Below are 17,771 nucleotides of genomic sequence, written 5' to 3' on the forward strand. Positions count from 1 at the left end.
CAATTGCCGGTCGGGCTGAGGCCCGTGGCGTGAGGTCCGGGGGCGGCGGGCGGGCCGGTCCCGGACTCAGCCGAGTGCTTCGTCCAGCAGTGCCGCCCACTGCGCCACGACCCGTCGGCGCCTGGCGGTGTCGTCGGTGAGTACGTTGGCCAGGCCGAGGCCGCGGGCCATGTCGAGGAGGCCCTGGACGGTTTCGCGTACGCCGGGCTTCCTCTCGTCGGCGGCGAGGAGTTCGACGGCGATGCGGTGGGTCTCGCGGCCGACGCGGGCTTCGAGTTCGGTGACGCGGGGGCGGAGTTGTTCCTCGTTGGACGCGGCGACCCAGAGCTGGAGTGCGGCGCGGAAGAGCGGGCCCGTGTAGAGGTCGACGAGGGCGGCGACGACAGCCGTACGGCCCTGGACGGGCAGGGCGCGCAGGGCGGCGGAGCGTTCCTCGGCGACGTATTCGACGGCCGCGGTGAACAGGTCCTCGCGGGTCGGGAAGTGGTGCTGGGCGGCGCCGCGCGAGACGCCGGCGCGTTCGGCGACGACGGAGACGGTGGAGCCGGCCCAGCCGTGTTCGGCGAGGCAGGCGACCGCGGCTTCGAGGAGCCGTCGGCGGGTGGCGCGGCTGCGGTCCTGCTTGGGGGTCCGGTCGGTGGAGGGCGTCACAGTACCCATGCGGGGTCCCGTCGTTCGAGGAAGGCCGTCGTCCCTTCCCGTGCCTCGGCGGAGGCGAAGAGTGCTGCCGAGCGGGCGATGAGGTCTTCGGCGTGCTGGTCGAAACTCATCCGCACAGTAGCTGTGACCAGCTCCTTCGATGCCGCCAGCCCCTGCGGTGAGGCCCGGCGCAGTCCGTCGAGTACGGGTACGAGCGCCTGGTCGATGTCCTCGGCGGACCCGACGGCGAGCGTGATCAGGGAGATGCGCGCCGCTTCGGCCGCGTCGAAGCGTTCGCCGGTGAGGTAGTAGCGGGCGGCGGCGCGCGGGTCGGTGCGGGGCAGCAGCGGCAGGGAGATGACGGCGGGGGCGAGGCCGAGCCGGGACTCGGTGAGGGCGAACGAGGCGCCGGGGCCGGCGACGGAGATGTCGCAGGCGCTCAGCAGCCCGAGACCGCCCGCCCTGACGTGCCCCGTGACCCGGGCGACGACGGGCTTGGGCAGCGTGACGATCTGCCGCATCAGGGCGACGAAGGCCGCCGGGTCGGGCGGCCCGGTCAGGTCCGCGCCCGCGCAGAACGTGTTGCCGGTGTGGGTGAGGACGACGGCCCGTACGGCGTCGTCGGCCGCGCACGTCTCCAGGGCGGTGGAGAGCTCGTCGACCAGCCGTGCGGAGAGTGCGTTGCGGTTGGCCGGTGAGTCGAGGGTGAGGGTGGTGATGCCCCGGTCGTGGGTGGGGCCGGCGAGCGGCGGCTTCATATGGTTCGTCTCCTTCTCCCCGGACGTCCTGCCGAGCGTGGCAGCGGAGCCGGGAGCGTTCAAGCGCGCTTGCATGGTCTGCGGTGCCCTCGCCTGCCCGCACGGGGCTGGCCCCGTGCGGCACGACGCCCCACCCGCGAGTGACTCCGCCCCGGCGGGCATGCGGGGGAAAGAACGTGACACCCCAGGGCCCGGGTGTCACGTTCCCGAACGGGCACCTGCGCGGACAGCGCCCGGCCGCACTCGACGTCCGGCACCCGGCTCGCGTCAGTACGACCTGGGGAGACCCAGGGACTGATGGGACACATAGTTCAGGATCATTTCCCGGCTGACGGGAGCGATCCGCGCGACGCGGGCCGCGGTGATCAGGGACGCGAGGCCGTATTCGCGGGTGAGGCCGTTGCCGCCGAGGGTGTGGACGGCCTGGTCGACGGCTTTGACGCAGGCCTCGCCCGCCGCGTATTTCGCCATGTTGGCGGCCTCACCGGCACCGGTGTCGTCGCCGTCGTCGTACAGCCGGGCGGCCTTCTGCATCATCAGCCGGGCCAGTTCCAGTTCGATGTGGGCCTGGGCGAGGGGGTGGGCGATGGCCTGGTGGGAGCCGATGGGTTCCTTCCACACCTGCCGGGTCTTCGCGTACTCGACGGCGCGGGCGAGTGCGTAGCGGCCCATGCCGATGCCGAACGCCGCGGTCATGATGCGTTCGGGGTTGAGCCCGGCGAAGAGCTGGAGGAGACCCGCGTCCTCTTCGCCGACGAGGGCCTCGGCGGGCAGCCGTACGTCGTCGAGGACCAGCTCGAACTGCTTCTCCGGGGCCTGGAGTTCCATGTCGATCCGGGAGCGGCCGAAGCCGGGGGCATCGCGCGGGACGATGAAGAGGCAGGGCTTGAGCCTGCCGGACCTGGCGTCCTCGGTGCGGCCGACGATGAGCGTGGCGTCGGCGATGTCGACGCCGGAGACGAAGACCTTGCGCCCGGTGAGCAGCCAGTCCTCGCCGTCCTTGCGGGCGGTGGTGGTGATGCGGTGGGAGTTGGAGCCGGCGTCGGGTTCGGTGATGCCGAAGGCCATGGTGAGGCTGCCGTCGGCGAGGCCGGGGAGCCACTGCCGCTTCTGGGCGTCGGTGCCGAAGCGGGCGATGACGGTGCCGCAGATCGCCGGGGAGACGACCATCATGAGCAGCGGGCTGCCCGCCGCTCCCAGCTCCTCGAGAACGATGGAGAGTTCGGCCATTCCACCGCCTCCGCCGCCGTACTCCTCGGGGAGGTTCACGCCGAGGTAGCCGAGCTTGGCGGCTTCGGTCCACAGCTCGCGCGGGTGGGCTCCGTCGCGCACGACGGAGGTCATGTAGTCCCGCCCGTAGCGCTTCCCGAGGGCGGCGACGGCTGCGCGCAGGGCCTGTTGCTCTTCGGTTTCGAGGACGGTGCTCATGCGTTCTCCTCAGGGTCTGCGGGTTCGGCGGCGGCGTCCGTGGGTTCGGTGACGACGGCGAGCAGGGTGCCGACGTCCACCTGGAGGCCGGGAGCGGCGTGCAGTGCGGTGAGGGTGCCGGAGGCGGGGGCGAGGATGCGGTGTTCCATCTTCATCGCCTCCAGCCAGATCAGCGGCTGCCCGGCCTCGACCGCCGTCCCGGCCCCGAGCCCGTCCGCGACACGGACGACGGTGCCGGGCATGGGGGCGAGCAGGGAGCCGGGTTCGGTCCGCTCGGTGGGGTCGGTGAAGCGGGGCAGGGCGGTGAAGGTGTACGAGCCGGTGGCGGTGTCCACGTACGCCTTGTCCCGGTGGAGGGTGACGGCGAAGTGGCGGGTGACCGGGCCGACTTCGAGGGTGACGTGGCCGGGGCGGGCGGCGACGACCCGTTCTCCGGTTTCGGGGACGGGGCCGGTGCGCCCGGTGCGGTAGGCGGCCTCGTGTCCGGTGCCGTCGGGTTCGGCGCGGTAGCGCTTGACCTGGGGTTGCGAGGAGATGTTGCGCCAGGCGCCGAAGCGGGCGGGGACAGGAGCGGTGCCCGGACCGCGGCCGTGCTGCCGGGTCGCGGCGTCGGCGAGGGCGGCGGCCAGGGCGGCAAGGCGCGGCTCCGCCTCGTTCGGGGGTGCGGTGAGGTCGGCCAGGTGGCGGTCGTAGAAGCCGGTGTCGAGGCGGGCGGCGCGGAAGTCGGGGTGGCGCAGGGACCGTACGAGCAGCTCGCGGTTGGTGACCGGGCCGTGGATGCGGGCACCTTCCAGGGCGCGGGCGAGGAGGCGTAGGGCTTCGTCGCGGGTGGGGGCGTGGGCGATGACCTTGGCGAGCATCGGGTCGTAGTGCACGCCGATGGTGTCGCCGCCGGTGTATCCGGTGTCCAGGCGCAGTCCTGGTGCGTCCGGCACCTCCAGCGTGAGCAGTGCTCCGGTCTGCGGCTGCCAGTCGCGGGCGGGGTCCTCGGCGTAGAGCCGGGCCTCGACGGCGTGGCCGTGCGGCTCGGGGGGTGCGGTGGTGGGCAGCGGTTCGCCTTCCGCGACGCGCAGTTGCAGGGCGACGAGGTCGAGTCCGAAGACCGCTTCGGTGACGGGGTGTTCGACCTGGAGGCGGGTGTTCATCTCCAGGAAGTACGGCTGCCCCTCGGCCCCGAGGAGGAACTCGACGGTGCCCGCGCCCCGGTAGCCGACCGCGCGGGCGGCGGCCACGGCGGCCTCGTGCAGCCGGGTCCGCAGCGCGTCGTCGAGGCCGGGTGCGGGGGCCTCCTCGATGACCTTCTGGTGGCGTCGCTGGAGCGAGCAGTCCCGGATGCCGAGCGCCCAGACCCCGCCGTGCTCGTCGGCCATGACCTGGACCTCGACGTGCCGGCCGCGCTCCACGTACGGCTCCGCGAAGACCTCACCGTCCCCGAAGGCGGCAGCGGCCTCGGCCGAGGCGGCCGTCAACTCACCCGGCAGGTCGGCGAGTCGGCGTACGATCCGCATCCCGCGCCCGCCGCCGCCCGCCGCCGCCTTCAGCAGCAGCGGCAGGTCGTCGGCACCGGCCGTCTCCGTGTCGACGGGTGCGAGCAGCGGTACTCCGGCGGCGGCCATCAGTTCCTTGGCGCGGGTCTTGGACGCCATCATTTCGATGGCCTTGACCGGCGGCCCCACCCAGACGAGTCCGGCGTCCTGCACGGCCTGAGCGAATGCGGCGTTCTCGGAGAGGAAGCCGTAGCCGGGGTGGACGGCGTCGGCGCCCGCCGCGAGCGCGGCGCGTACGACGAGGTCGCCGCGGAGATAGGTGTCGGAAGGGGCGGCGCCCGGCAGCCGTACGGCGGTGTCCGCCTGCCGTACGTGGAGCGCGTCGGCGTCCGCGTCGGAGTACACGGCGACGGTGGCGATGCCGAGGGCCCGGCACGTGCGGAAGATCCGGCAGGCGATCTCGCCCCGGTTGGCCACGAGCAGCGTGGAGATCATCTTCGGCCCCCCGGCCGTCCGGGCCGCGTCGGCTGCCTGGGCCGCATCGGCCGTCCGTGCCGCGTCGGCTGCCTGGGCCGCGTCGGCCGTCCGAGTCGTCCCGGTCATCTGAGCCGCTCCAGTCGTCTGAGTCGTCCCGGTCATCCCCGCCCTCACATCCGGAAGATTCCGAAGCCGCCGCGGGCGCCTTCGACCGGGGCGGTGTGGATCGCGGACAGGCACATCCCGAGGACGGTCCTGGTGTCGCGCGGGTCGATGACCCCGTCGTCGTACAGCCGCCCGGACAGGAACATCGGCAGCGACTCGGACTCGATCTGCTGCTCGACCACGGCGCGCAGCTCGGCGTCGGCCTCGTCGTCATAGGGCCGGCCCTTCGCGGCGGCCGAGGCGCGGGCGACGATGGACAGCACCCCGGCGAGCTGCTGCGGGCCCATGACGGCTGACTTGCTGCTGGGCCACGCGAAGAGGAAGCGCGGGTCGTACGCCCGGCCGCACATGCCGTAGTGCCCGGCCCCGTACGAGGCGCCCATCAGCACGGACAGATGCGGGACCTTCGAGTTCGACACCGCGTTGATCATCATCGCGCCGTGCTTGATGATGCCGCCCTGTTCGTACTCCTTGCCGACCATGTAGCCGGTGGTGTTGTGCAGGAAGAGCAGCGGAATGTCGCGCTGGTTGGCGAGCTGGATGAACTGGGCGGCCTTCTGCGACTCCTCGCTGAACAGCACTCCTTGCGCGTTGGCGACGATGCCGACGGGGTAGCCGTGGAGTGCGGCCCACCCGGTCACCAGGCTGGTCCCGTACAGCGGCTTGAACGCGTCGAAGTCCGAGCCGTCGACGAGCCGGGCGATGACCTCGCGCGGGTCGAAGGGCACCTTCAGGTCGCCGGGCACGATGCCGATCAGCTCGTCCTCGTCGTACTTCGGCGGTTCGGCGGGGCCCGGATCGGCGTGTGCCTTGCGCCAGTTGAGGCGGGCGACGATCCGGCGGGCCTGGCGCAGCGCGTCCTGCTCGTCGACGGCGAAGTGGTCGGCGAGCCCGGAGGTGCGGGCGTGCATCTCGGCGCCGCCGAGCGATTCGTCGTCGCTCTCCTCGCCGGTCGCCATCTTCACCAGGGGCGGTCCGCCGAGGAAGACCTTGGACCGTTCCTTGATCATGACGGTGTGGTCGGACATGCCGGGGACGTACGCCCCACCGGCGGTCGAGTTCCCGAAGACGACGGCCACGGTCGGGATGCCGGCCGCCGACAGCCGGGTGATGTCGCGGAACAGTGCCCCGCCCGGGATGAAGATCTCCTTCTGTGAGGGGAGATCGGCGCCTCCTGACTCCACGAGGCTGATGCAGGGCAGCCGGTTGGCGGACGCGATCTCGTTCGCCCGCAGGGCCTTCCTCAGGGTCCAGGGGTTGGAGGCGCCGCCGCGTACGGTCGGGTCGTTGGCGGTGATCAGGCACTCCACGCCCGCCACCACCCCGATCCCGGTGACGAGCGAGGCGCCGATCGCGTAGTCGCTCCCCCAGGCGGCGAGCGGCGAAAGCTCCAGGAACGGGGTGTCCTGGTCGATCAGCAGCTCGATCCGCTCGCGGGCCAGGAGCTTGCCGCGGGCGCGGTGCCGCTCGATGTACTTCTCGCCGCCGCCCGCCTGCGCCTTGGTGTGCTCGCCGGCCAGCTCGTCGAGCTTCGCGAGCATGGCCGCCCGGTTCGTGGCGTATTCGGGGCTCGCGGTGTCGAGCCCGGTGGGCAGGACGGTCATGCGTTCACCTCCGGTGCATGGACGGCTTCCAGCAGCGATACGGGAATGGGGAGGCGCCGGGACCGCAGCCACTCCCCGACCGCCTTGGCCTGCGGATCGAACCGGTGCCGGCCCGCGACGCCCTCGCCGAGCAGCCCGTGGACGACGAAGTTCAGGGCGCGGAGGTTCGGCAGGACGTGGCGTACGACGGTGAGGCCGGCCGTCTCCGGCAGCAGCTCCCGGAACCGTTCGACGGTCAGCTCGTGGGCCAGCCACCGCCAGGCGTCGTCGCCGACGGCCCACACCCCCACGTTGGCGTCGCCGCCCTTGTCACCGCTGCGGGCGCCCGCGACCCGGCCGAGCGGGGCGGTCCGGGTGGGCCCGGCGGACGACGGCAGGGGTTCGGGCAGCGGCGGCTCGTCGGCTTCCCGGAGCGGCCGCGTGTGTACGGGAGGTGCCTGGCTCTCGCGCCGCCCGTCGGGGAGTACGGCGACATGCGGGACCTCGCCGGCCGGTACGTACCTCGCCTCGAACACCCCGTACGGCTCGCCCTTTCCGGGCGGGGCGGTGACGTGGAAGCCCGGGTAGCTGCCGAGCGCGAGCTCGACGGCGGCGCCGGAGACCGCGCGTCCGACGGCCTCCGGGTCCTGGTCGCGGACGACGAGCCGGAGCAGCGCGCTCGCGGTCTCCTCGGTACCGGCGTCGGCCCGGTCGGTCCGGACCAGCTCCCAGCGCACGTCGTCCGGTCGGGTACGGGACCGGGCGAGGGCGTCCGCGAACTGGTCCCGCACCAGCCGCGCCTTGGCCTCGATGTCGAGCCCGGTGAGGACGAAGACGACCTCGTTGCGCCAGCCGCCGAGCCGGTTCAGCCCGACCTTGAGGGTGGGCGGCGGGGCCTCGCCGCGTACGCCGGAGATCCGCACCCGGTCGGGGCCGTCCTGGGTCAGCCGTACGGTGTCGAGCCGTGCGGTGACGTCCGGTCCGGCATACCGGGCCCCGCCGGTCTCGTACAGCAGCTGGGCGGTGACGGTGCCGACATCGACGACGCCCCCGGTGCCGTCGTGCTTGGTGATGACGGACGAGCCGTCGGCGTGGATCTCGGCGACGGGGAAGCCGGGGCGCCGCAGGTCATGGCCGCGGAAGAACGAGTAGTTCCCGCCGGTGGCCTGGGTTCCGCACTCCAGTACGTGTCCGGCGACGACGGCCCCGGCGAGCGCGTCGTGGTCACCGGGCCCCCAGCCGAAGCGGGCGGCGGCGGGCCCGGTGACGAGGGCGGCGTCGGTGACCCGCCCGGTGACGACGACATCGGCGCCCCCGGCGAGGCAGGCGGCGATACCGGCGCCGCCGAGGTAGGCGTTGGCGGTGAGATAACCCTCGGGTACGGGGAGGCTGTCGCCCTCCACCTGGGCGACCCGTACGGGCACTCCCACCTTCTGCGCCAACTCCCTTACCGCGTCGGCGAGTCCGGCCGGATTGAGCCCTCCGGCGTTGGCGACGATCCGCACCCCGCGCTCGTGGGCGAGACCGAGGCCCTCCTCGAGCTGGCGCAGGAAGGTGGTGGCGTACCCGCGCGCGGGGTCCTTGAGCCGGCTCCGGCCGAGGATGAGCATGGTCAGCTCGGCGAGGTAGTCCCCGGTGAGGACGTCGAGGGGGCCGCCGGTGAGCATCTCGCGCAGGGCGTCGAAGCGGTCGCCGTAGAACCCGGAGGCGTTGCCGATCCGCAGGACCTGCCCGGTCACTTCTCACGTCCCCGGGGTGCGCGGCCGGGTCCGGGCTGCCCGGCGAACGCCTGGGCGATGTCGAGCCACTGGTCGGCGTCGGGCCCGACGGCCCGGACGGCGAGGTCGTCGCGGTGGGCGCGCCGGGTGACGAGGAGGCAGAAGTCGAGCAGCGGCCCGGTGACGCGCTGCGGTGCGTCCTCGGCGCCGAACGCGATCAGCTCACCGTCGGGCGCTTCCAGTTCGACCCGGAACTCCTCCTCGGGCGCCGCGATCCCCCGTACCAGGTAGGCGTAGTCCCTGGCCCGCACCCCGATCCGGGCGACGTGCCGCAGCCGGGCGGTGGGGGCCCGGGTGGCGCCGAGGGCGTCGGCGATGTCCTGACCGTGCGCCCAGGTCTCCATGATCCGGGCGGTCGCCATGGAAGCGACGCTCATCGGCGGCCCGTACCAGGGGATGCGCACACCGGCCGGCGCGGACCGCAGCACCGCCTCCAGCCGCGCCCGCCCGTCCCGCCACCGCGCGAGCAGCACATCCGGCGCGAGGACGGCCAGCTCCTCGGCGCCCCGGTCGACGAAGGACTCGGGCGCCTCCATGGCCTTGGCGGCCTCCCCGGCGAAGGCGTCGGGATCGGTGGCGGCCAGCAGCGCGATCTCGTCGGTCCAGGTGAGATGGGCGATCTGGTGCGCGATGCTCCAGCCGGGGGCGGGGGTCGCGGCGGCCCATTGCCGGGCGCTCAGCCCCCGTACGAGTACATCGAGTTCCTGGCTCTCCTCGCGCAGATCGTCGATCACGGCTGCAACATCGGGCACGGTGCGCTCCCCTCGGGGCATGGCGGTGTGCCCAGGAGCCTGGCAGCGCACCCGTAAACAAGCAAGCATGCTTGCATGATTTTCGGCCCGGACACTCGGGGCCGGAAGCTCACGCCCGGGCGCTCAGGCCCGGCCGGTGCGGCACCGAGCGGCCGGGCGGGGCGGCCGTCAGGTGTGTTGACGGCTCTTCACGCCCCGCACCTGGCTGCGCACCGCGCCCATGCTCGCCCCGATGACCAGGGCGATGGCCAGGGCATCCGTCGTGGAGAGGGCCTGGTCGAGGATGAGGAAGCCGGCCGTGGCCGCGATCGCCGGTTCCAGGCTCATCAGGATCGCGAACGTCGGCGCGGGCAGCCGGCGCAGCGCCATGAGTTCGAGGGTGTACGGAAGGACAGAGCTCAGCAGTGCCACCGCGGCGCCCAGTCCCAGCGTGGACGGGACCAGCAGTTTCGAGCCCGACTCCAGGATGCCGAGGGGCAGGGAGAGAAGCGCCGCTACCACCATGGCCAGAGCCAGGCCGTCCGCCTGGGGGAAACGGCGGCCGGTGCGGGAGCTGAAGACGATGTACGTGGCCCACATGACACCCGCACCCAGCGCGTACGCGGCGCCCACCGGATCGAGACGGTCGAAGCCACCCCCGCTCAGCAGCACGACCCCGCCCAGCGCGAGGCCCGCCCACACCACGTTGATCAGGCGGCGGGAGGCAATCACCGAAAGGGCCAGCGGGCCCAGCACCTCCAGGGTGACGGCCGCGCCCAGCGGGATGCGGTCGGCGGCCTGGTAGAAGAGTGTGTTCATGCCGCCCATGGCCACCCCGAACGCGAGAACCGTGCCCCAGTCGGCACGCGCGTAGCCGCGCACCTTCGGGCGGCAGACGATCAGCAGGACGAGCGCGGCGACGGCCAGGCGCAGGGTGACGACCCCGAGCGCGCCGGCCCGCGGCATCAGCAGGACCGCGACCGCCGCGCCGAACTGGACGGAGAGGCCGCCCGCGACCACCAGCGCGACCGGGGCGAGCGCCGCCCCGCGGCGCCGGGGGCGGGCAGGTGCCGCCACCCCGTCCAGGGCGGGCACCGCCTCCGGTACGGCGACGGCGGCGGCCCGCTCCGTGGCCGCCGCCTTTGCTGCACTGCGCTGGTCGTTCACCTGCGGTGTTCCTCCCGAACTCAAAAAGTTCATTTCAATGCACTGCTTGATTGAAGATACTGCACTCTCGACGTGCGGCACCTCCTCTCACGGTAGGTATCTCCGCGTGGCACGTAAAATGCCTGCTGTGCTCCCGTTATGCTCCCCGCGCATGAGCCTGGGACGCAGCGGTGACGGCCGTACCGGAAGTCCGTCGAGCCGCGGCATCGAGATCCGCCATCTGCGCGCCTTCCTCGCCGTCGCCGACGAGGGCAACGTCACCCGCGCCGCCGCCCGGCTCCGCCTCACCCAGCCCGCGGTCTCCCGTACGCTCGCCGCCCTGGAGCAGCACCTCGGCATCCGGCTCGTCGACCGGTCCACCCACCATCTCGTCCTCACGCCCGAAGGCATCGCCTTCCGGGACAAGGCCGCCGCCGCGGTCGCCGCGTTCGACGAGGCGCTCGACGCGGGCGGGCCGCACCACTGGCCGCTGCGGATCGGGCACGCCTGGTCGGCGTTCGGCCCGTACACCACGCCACTGCTCCGCCGCTGGCAGGAGCGGTACCCGCAGACCCCGCTCGAACTGCTCCGGATCGACGACCGCACCGCCGGGCTGACCCGCGGCGAGGTCGATGCCGCGCTGCTGCGGGGGCCCGTCGAGGCGCCGGGGCTCGTCACCGAGGTGCTGTTCGACGAGGACCGGGTGGCGGCGGTGGCGGCGGACGGGCCGCTCGCCGCCCGCGCCACGCTCCGGCTCGCCGATCTGGCGGGCGGCACCGTCGTCCTCAACACCGTCTCCGGCACCACCACCATGGATCTGTGGCCGCCGGACGCGAGGCCCGTCGCGACGCTCACCGTCGCCAACACCGACGACTGGCTGACCGCCATCGCGGCGGGGCGCGGCGTCGGGGTCTCCGCCGCGTCCACCGCCGGGATGCACCCGCACTCCGGGGTCGCCTACCGCCCGCTCGTCGACGCCCCGACCGTCCCCGTCCTGCTCGCCCGGCGCGACGCCCCGGGCCACCCCGCGCTGCCGGAGCTCGCCGCGCTCGCCCGCGAGATCGTGCGACAGGAGACCCCCGACGGCTGAGGAGCTCCCGCACGGGGCCAGGAGTACGGGGACGGGCGGGCACACTCGGGAGTCCGTGACGGGCGGTTCACCATGCAGGCTGTCGGCTTGCGGTCACGTCCAGGTGAGGCGCTGTCCGCCGGGGCCGACGTGCAGCCGCATGCGGTCGGCCGGTGGGCGTCCGTCCGCCTGCCACTGCGTGACACGTTCGGTGATCTCGTCCCACAGACGTGCCGGGCCGCCCTGCCGGACCATCCACCGCGCGCCGTCCCGGAAGACGGCCGCCCACGATCCGGCGTCCGCGTCGATCACGACGTGTTCGGTCCGGTCGTCTCGTTCGAGCGCGAGGCGCTGCGCGCGGGGCGCGGCGAACTGCGCGACGAACCGGGCCGTCCAGTCGTCGAGCACATCCGCGCCCAGCTCAGCGGGCACCGTGTCGCCCTCGCTGAGGTTCGGCAGGATGCCCAGCGGGGGCGGGAGGTGGGGACGGGCCAGCATGAACGAGACCTGTCCGCCGAGAACCGGGCCGCTGGCCGTGCCGTCGTCGGCGACGGTGAGCCGTACGAGTTCGGATGCGTTCATCCACCCGCCGACCGTGACCAGGACCTCACCGCCGGGCCGGGTCTGTGCGAGCCAGCCGGCCGGCACGGTGTGCACCCCGCACGTAGCGATCACGCGGTCATACGGGCTGCCCTCCTTGTGGCCCGCCAGGCCGTCACCGACCACGCGCGGAGGCCAGTACCCGGCCCCCGCGAGGGCCATTCCGGCACGGGCGGACACCTCGGCGTCGACCTCGACCGTGGTCACGTTGTCTTCGCCGACGACATGGCAGAGCAGCGCGGTCGAGTAGCCCGTGCCCGTGCCGATCTCAAGGACGCCCGTCCCCTCGGTCGCCCGCAGGTCTTCGAGCATCCGCACGACCAGACCCGGCAGGGTGGACGATGACGAGGGGGCCGCGGCGATGCGCCCCTCGACCTGGTCGGGGAAGACGCCCCCAGCCACCTGCGTCACGAGGGTGTCGTCCTCGTAGATCCGAGCGAGTCCTTCCGCGGAGCCACCGGATGCCGGGCGGTACCAGCCGTCGTCTTCGTACTCGAACCAGCCGCGCGCGAGAAACGCCTCACGGGGTACGGACAACACGGCCGCTTCCCAGTCCGGGCTGCGCAGGACGCCCGCCTCGGCCAGGCGCCGCGCGAGGTCGGCCCGCAGGTGCTCCGACGGCAGGGGGTCAGTCATGATGGCTCGCTCCGTTCTCCAACAGGTCCGCGATTGCGGTGGCGATCGGCAGCCCGGCCGCGTCTTCGAGCCACGCCCATTGGCCGTTGGGGTTGCACTCCAGGAACCACCATGTGCCGTCGCCGGTCACGGAGAAGTCAAAGGCTCCGAAGTTCAGCCCGAAAGCTGCGAGGAACCGCACCAGAGCCTCACGCATCTCCTCCGGGCAGGCGATCGGCTCGTAGGTGAGGCTCCGGTACTCGGATCTCCAGTCCACGACCCCGGGCGGCGCGGTAATCCGGGCGCTGAACACCTGCTCGCCGACGACGACCGCCCGCACGTCCGCCACCTTGGGTACCCGCGCCTGGAACAGGTGCGCGCTGTGGCTCACCGCGCCGTCAATCTCGCCCGCCTCGACCGGGGCTGCCCAGATTCCGGCGGGCTCGCCCCCGACGTCGTACGACCCGGCGTGCAAGGGCTTGTAGATGGTCGGCTGTTCGGCGCAGAACGCCTTGGCCTCCACCGGATCGTTCGTGATCAGTGTGGCGGGAACCATGAACCCGCCTCGAACCGCCGCATCCAACTGCGCGGGCTTGTACTCCGCCCGCGCGATGGCCTGCGGGTGGCTCAGATACAGGCACCCCGGCAGCGCACCGAGCACGCCGCCCAGGCCGCGCCGATTCTCCTGCGCGGCGAACCGGACCATCTGCGCACCGCCATCCGTCGAGTAGGGGCTCGGGCGACGGTGGTACAGGGCGCGTACGGCGGAGAGGTCGGCCGTACGCGCCCCGACCGTAAGCTGCCCGTCCCATCCGCCCACCCCGATGCGTGCGGCGAGCCCGGCAGGTGCTGGGAAGTCCAGTCCGGGGTCGAACCGGAGGACGGGCACCCGGCGCCGGTTCAGTTCCGCGATAACCAGATCAGCGGTTGCATCCTCGTACTGCGTGCTGACCAGCACCGGGCGTCCGTCCATGGCACTGCTCCCTAGTCCTGCGTCGCGTCGTGGCCGGAGTCGGAGTCCTGCTTCCCGTCCTTGCTGACCTGCGTGGGCGGATAGGTGTTCACGCTCGTGCCGTGCTTGCCGAGTTCGGCCGGCGCCATCGCTCCGTCCTCCCCGACCCATCGGCCGGTCTGCGTGACCGGGTCAAGGCCCGCGTACCACCACGGCGAGGGAGAACCGTTGCGCAGCGGAGCCATACGACGCAGCCCCCACGGGGCCGGTGCGGTCGTCTCCGTACCTGCGAGGTTTGTTTGCAAGTCTCCTCCTTGGTCGCTTCCTACAGTGGTGTCGTGCAGGACCCGCCCCAGCAGGCGCGATACGCCACGAGCGGGAGTTCAGCGCTTCCGGCCGCGCGGGTACGGTGTCAGCCTCGCCGAAGCGGGCAGCGAGCACGGCCGCTCGTGGACACGGATCGTGATACCGGGCCCGGTCGCGCCGGGCATGTCGTACGCCTTCGACTCCCCAGGCGTCATGGGCTGTTGACAGCGGTCGCACATCACCGGCGGTCCTCCCGCCACACACGGCTGAGGCGGACCGCGACCGACCGCGGCGCGCACCGGCAGGCGGCGCACGCGCAGGTGTGGCCGAGGAGCGCTCGGTACGCCTCGTCGCCGCGCGAGCGGACGGTTTTCGTCAGGGAGATCACGTCGGCATGTCCTTCCGACAGGAACGGGGGAACCAGTGAACGGTGGATCCGAATACGTCGATCGCCCGGGGGCCAAGGTCGACGGCGGTTCCGGCGGACAACGCGATGCCGCAGAACACACAGCACACGCCGCGCTGCTGGGGGTCCGACAGCGACGCGACCGGGGGAGGCTCCCGAGGAGCATCCACGGCGGTCAACAGAACACCTCTGCCGGGGTCCCCAAGCCGCTACTGGTCCGGACGGGCGCGAGTCCGCCGACCGCCCGCTTGCGGTGAATCAGTACCGGGTTCGGGGCGTAGGACGCCAGCCATTCCGTGCCCGGGTCACGTGTCCGTAAGGCCATGACCAGCAGGTTAGGAGCTCGGGAGAATCAGGGCGCCCCGCGATTCGCGAATATTCTCCGGCTGTCAGGCGCGATTCGCGATGATGCTCACGAGAGGTTCAGTTGGGCCCGTGCCCGTGCGATCAGCCGGTGCGCGCCAGTCCCGTACACGGCTGATTCTGTGAGGCTGTCCCACGCCCGTCGGTACACACCGGTGCTCTCGGGGTCGTCGATCCAGAGTTCGGCGTGCCAGTCCTCGACGATGGCCAGCCGGTCGTCGTACAGCCAGAACCCCGGCCCCGGTGGGATGACCACCCGTGCGCCGAGCGGGACGATGCCGAGCCGGACAGTGTCCAGTCCGATCGCGCCGACGAGTCGGTCGAGCTGAGCAGAGAGCACATCGGGAGGGCACACTCCGGCGTGGAGAGCGGCCTCCCACATGACGATGTCGAACGTTCGGCCCGACTGATAAAGCAGGTCCTGGCGGCGCATGCGGGCCCGTACTGCCGCCTCGATGTCACGGGGCGACTGGTAGAGCGCGGCGAACCCGGTGAAGATGTGCCGGGCGTAGTCCGGGGTCTGAAGCATGCCGACGACCATGGCCCCCTGCCACGCCCGCAGTTCGGACGATCGCTCGTACTCGACGGTGAGGGCGTCCTGTACCGGTCGATGACCGGCGCTCAGTTGGCGGCGCCACGACCGGGTGCGGGTCTCCAGACCCTGGACGTGGGCGTGGAGCTCCTCAGCGGCCTCGGGGTGCCCGGCGCCCACGGCCCATGCCGTCAGGTCGTCCGGGGTGGCTGTCTGCCGTCCGGTCTCCAGCTTGGAAACCTTGGCCTGCGGCCACCCCAGCTCGGCTGCCAGCGCACGTTGCGTCGTCGTACCACGCAGCTCACGGAGCCGACGGCCGAGCGCCTCACGGGCGTGCTGGAAGTCAGTGCTCACACGGCGAAGTTACCTCTGCATCTGGTCGTAGGGCACGGCGTGGTGCCAAGCGGCCTCGCGGACCTGCGCGTATCGCAGGACGTCCACGGGGTTTGTGATCAGCTCGACTCCCGTCATCTCGTCAGCGTCGTTGTGGTGGAGCAGGGCGACAACTCGGCTGTCGAAAATCCAGAAGTCCTCCTGCGGCAACCTGAGTTCGTCGGCCCTGCTGCGGGCCAGCACGCGGATGTTCTCGCCGACCGCGGTGTTGCGGCGGGCGTTGTCGAGGAGGTAGCGCTGCCCGGGGGTGGGCGGCTCGTCGAGAACGCGGACGCGCTCGAACCGCTTGCCGAGCGCGGACTGATCGCGCCGTCCGGCGCACCATGGGTCGTCGAGGTCCCAGTCGACTCGGCCCTCGGTGAGGAACTGTCGATAGGTGTCGGTCTCCTCGTCCGAGGCGTAGCGGCGGCGTGTCTCCAGCCTCCAAGCCGAGTGCTTCAGCTTGGCGAACATGCCTCCGAACGCGTCGAAGGTGATGAAATCGGGCACGTGCACAGGCTCCTTGGGGCCGAAGTTCGCGAGCAGTTCGCGCGGGACCGTGACAGCGCCCTCCTCGGGGGTGAGGTTGTCGAGCTGGTTGAGTTCGGCTGCGTCGGTGACGCGGTCGCCCTGGACGACGTATCGATCGGTGCCAGGGATCTCGTACAGGGTCGGGCATCCGTCGTTGCCCGAGTTGGTGCCGACCTTGCACAGTTTTCGAGCCATGGTGTCCTCCTGTGGCTGGTGATCTGTCGCGCACCGTAGCCGTGTGGGTCGGCGACACAACAGGGCGCCCGAATCCCCCTGCCGGTCAGGCGGATAGCGCCTCTTGGTGTGAAAGTGACAGTTGTCGGCTTGTTCGACGCGTTCGGCCGCTTCGTATGCCGCACTGCCTGCAGCGTGCCCCTTGTTGTGCGGTCGGGCCGGTCAGGCCGGATCGGGTTGGCGGCAGGGCCTGCACAGGCCGTCGCGGAACGCTTCGGGCCTTCCGGGGACTCCGCACTCGGTGCACTCGACCATCAGACGGCGTAAGGGAGTTCCCGGCGCGGCCGGAGCTGCGGTGGGCAGGCGGGGCGGGAGCTTGTCGTGGAGACGGCGTCGCACGAACCCGAAGGGCGAGTCGACGGACGCGGGAAGCCCGGCGGTGAGGGCGTGCGTCAGGTAGCCGGCGTCCACACCGCGCGCGAACCACTCGGCAGCCGCCTGTTCCAGCGCCGCGCATTCCACCTCCGAGAGGGCCACGCGGGAGTCGGTACGGCCGAGATGGGCCAGGGCGAGGAAAGCGGGAGAGGGCCGGCCCACGGTCGCCTGCCGCCCCAGCCCCAGCCCCGGCTGCGGCTCCGGCTCCGGCTCTGCGGCGCGTTGCTGCGGCACTGCCGTGACGGGCGGCTGCGTCGGTACGGATGCGGGTGCTTCGGACGAGGCGTCCACCTCGGGCGCGGCGGAGTCGGCGGGGTCGGCGGGAACCCACGGCGCCGGTGGCGCGGCGGCCTCCTGCGGCGCGGGGCGGTTCTCCTCGGCGGTGAGGAAGGCGTCCCACCACTCGTTGTCACGGGCGATGTGGGACCAGAAGGTGCGGCTTACCCAGCGGACCTGGCCGCCCTCGCCGCTCAGGCACCGGACATGCCGCAGATGACCGGCCACGCCCAGGGCCCGCAGGGCGCTGCCGACGGCCATCTGCCCGTACAGCGGCTGGCTCCTGGCCAGCGACTTGATGTCCATCGCCGCGCCCTCGGGCAACGCGTCGACATAACCGGCGATGTGCCGCTCGCGTTCGGGCAGCAATGCGAAGTCGCCCTCACAGCGTGGGCGTTGCTTCGGCACGGATCGCTTTCCGTAGCCGGGCTTGGCCTTCGGATGGGCGCGCGAGGATGCGGACGCACGCAGGGCAGGGCTAAGGTTTGAAACAGCCACGGGATCGCCTCTGGATCTTGGGGTCAGACCCCGGCCGGTGCTGAGAACACCGCGTCGGGGTCGTTACGTTGGGCACCGTAAGCAGCCGCGACTCCGCGCCGCAAGTTGGTCACGATTAGTCATACTTGCTGGCCGTGACGGGTCGGGGAGGGCGGGGAGGTTTTCCCAACCCCCTTCCTTCACCGACCGGTTGTACGACACCACTCGAATCCCGAACCCCGGAACCCGGCCCCCGAAGCCCGAAGCTCAAGACCCGGCCCCGAGCCCCTCTCCATACCCACGAACGAGTGAACAAGCCCTCCCCGGGGCTCGAAACCCGGCTCCCGAAGCTCGGGCTCCGGCCGCCCCGCGCCTCAGAGCCTGTCGGGTGGCTGATCATGCGTGATGCGTGACGGTCGTGATCTGCCTTCCGGGCATGACGACGGCCCCGGAATGATCACGTGGTGTGTG

15 protein-coding genes are annotated in these 17,771 nt (G+C 72.0%); 1 reads left to right on the plus strand and 14 read right to left on the minus strand.

The window, feature by feature from the left end; translation table 11 throughout:
- Positions 1–66 precede the first annotated feature (66 nt).
- From ACFVV1_RS27370 to ACFVV1_RS27405, 8 genes are all read right to left on the minus strand, one after another.
- On the minus strand, positions 67–660 hold the full coding sequence (locus tag ACFVV1_RS27370; RefSeq protein WP_389994203.1) for a TetR/AcrR family transcriptional regulator: 594 nt from the start codon (positions 658–660) through the stop codon (positions 67–69).
- On the minus strand, positions 648–1,397 hold the full coding sequence (locus ACFVV1_RS27375) for an enoyl-CoA hydratase family protein (RefSeq protein WP_389994206.1): 750 nt from the start codon (positions 1,395–1,397) through the stop codon (positions 648–650). Before ACFVV1_RS27375 ends, ACFVV1_RS27370 begins: the two co-directional genes overlap by 13 nt.
- Before the next feature lie 267 nt (positions 1,398–1,664).
- The gene (locus ACFVV1_RS27380) at positions 1,665–2,825 is read right to left on the minus strand and encodes an acyl-CoA dehydrogenase family protein (RefSeq protein WP_389994209.1); all 1,161 of its coding nucleotides are present in this window, start codon (positions 2,823–2,825) and stop codon (positions 1,665–1,667) included.
- Positions 2,822–4,807: an acetyl/propionyl/methylcrotonyl-CoA carboxylase subunit alpha gene (locus ACFVV1_RS27385; protein WP_389994263.1), complete on the minus strand. Its 1,986-nt coding sequence runs from the start codon at positions 4,805–4,807 to the stop codon at positions 2,822–2,824. Before ACFVV1_RS27385 ends, ACFVV1_RS27380 begins: the two co-directional genes overlap by 4 nt.
- Positions 4,808–4,959: 152 nt before the next feature.
- Positions 4,960–6,558 (minus strand): acyl-CoA carboxylase subunit beta, encoded by a 1,599-nt coding sequence (locus tag ACFVV1_RS27390; protein WP_389994211.1) that lies wholly within the window; start codon positions 6,556–6,558, stop codon positions 4,960–4,962.
- Entirely contained in the window at positions 6,555–8,276 is a 1,722-nt protein-coding gene (locus ACFVV1_RS27395) for an acyclic terpene utilization AtuA family protein (RefSeq protein ID WP_389994214.1), read from the minus strand. The genes ACFVV1_RS27390 and ACFVV1_RS27395 overlap by 4 nt, the downstream gene beginning before the upstream one ends.
- Positions 8,273–9,067, minus strand: a complete 795-nt coding sequence (locus ACFVV1_RS27400; RefSeq protein WP_389994216.1) for a TIGR03084 family metal-binding protein — start codon at positions 9,065–9,067, stop codon at positions 8,273–8,275. The genes ACFVV1_RS27395 and ACFVV1_RS27400 overlap by 4 nt, the downstream gene beginning before the upstream one ends.
- A gap of 168 nt (positions 9,068–9,235) precedes the next feature.
- Positions 9,236–10,213, minus strand: a complete 978-nt coding sequence (locus ACFVV1_RS27405; RefSeq protein ID WP_389994219.1) for a DMT family transporter — start codon at positions 10,211–10,213, stop codon at positions 9,236–9,238.
- Positions 10,214–10,364: 151 nt separating this feature from the next.
- On the opposite strand from ACFVV1_RS27405, the gene ACFVV1_RS27410 reads away from it, so the two are divergent.
- Entirely contained in the window at positions 10,365–11,282 is a 918-nt protein-coding gene (locus ACFVV1_RS27410; protein WP_389994222.1) for a LysR family transcriptional regulator, read from the plus strand.
- A 93-nt stretch (positions 11,283–11,375) separates the two neighbouring features.
- On the opposite strand, the gene tgmC is transcribed toward ACFVV1_RS27410, so the two are convergent.
- From tgmC to ACFVV1_RS27440, 6 genes are all read right to left on the minus strand, one after another.
- Positions 11,376–12,497 carry an ATP-grasp peptide maturase system methyltransferase gene (gene tgmC / locus ACFVV1_RS27415; protein ID WP_389994225.1) on the minus strand — a complete coding sequence of 374 codons (1,122 nt, stop codon included), beginning with the start codon at positions 12,495–12,497 and terminating at the stop codon, positions 11,376–11,378.
- Positions 12,490–13,449, minus strand: coding sequence for an ATP-grasp ribosomal peptide maturase (gene tgmB / locus ACFVV1_RS27420; protein WP_389994227.1), 960 nt, complete (start codon positions 13,447–13,449; stop codon positions 12,490–12,492). The genes tgmC and tgmB overlap by 8 nt, the downstream gene beginning before the upstream one ends.
- Positions 13,450–13,460: 11 nt before the next feature.
- Positions 13,461–13,733 (minus strand): putative ATP-grasp-modified RiPP, encoded by a 273-nt coding sequence (tgmA, locus tag ACFVV1_RS27425; protein WP_389994230.1) that lies wholly within the window; start codon positions 13,731–13,733, stop codon positions 13,461–13,463.
- Between the two features lie 819 nt (positions 13,734–14,552).
- The gene (locus ACFVV1_RS27430) at positions 14,553–15,389 is read right to left on the minus strand and encodes a helix-turn-helix domain-containing protein (protein WP_389994233.1); all 837 of its coding nucleotides are present in this window, start codon (positions 15,387–15,389) and stop codon (positions 14,553–14,555) included.
- Positions 15,390–15,398: 9 nt separating this feature from the next.
- A complete protein-coding gene (locus ACFVV1_RS27435; RefSeq protein WP_389994236.1) occupies positions 15,399–16,133 on the minus strand; it encodes a DUF6879 family protein in 735 nt (244 codons plus the stop codon).
- A 201-nt stretch (positions 16,134–16,334) separates the two neighbouring features.
- On the minus strand, positions 16,335–17,231 hold the full coding sequence (locus ACFVV1_RS27440; RefSeq protein ID WP_389994239.1) for a MarR family transcriptional regulator: 897 nt from the start codon (positions 17,229–17,231) through the stop codon (positions 16,335–16,337).
- Between the last annotated feature and the right edge of the window lie 540 nt (positions 17,232–17,771).

This window comes from Streptomyces sp. NPDC058092 (assembly GCF_042884935.1).
Classification (GTDB): domain Bacteria; phylum Actinomycetota; class Actinomycetes; order Streptomycetales; family Streptomycetaceae; genus Streptomyces.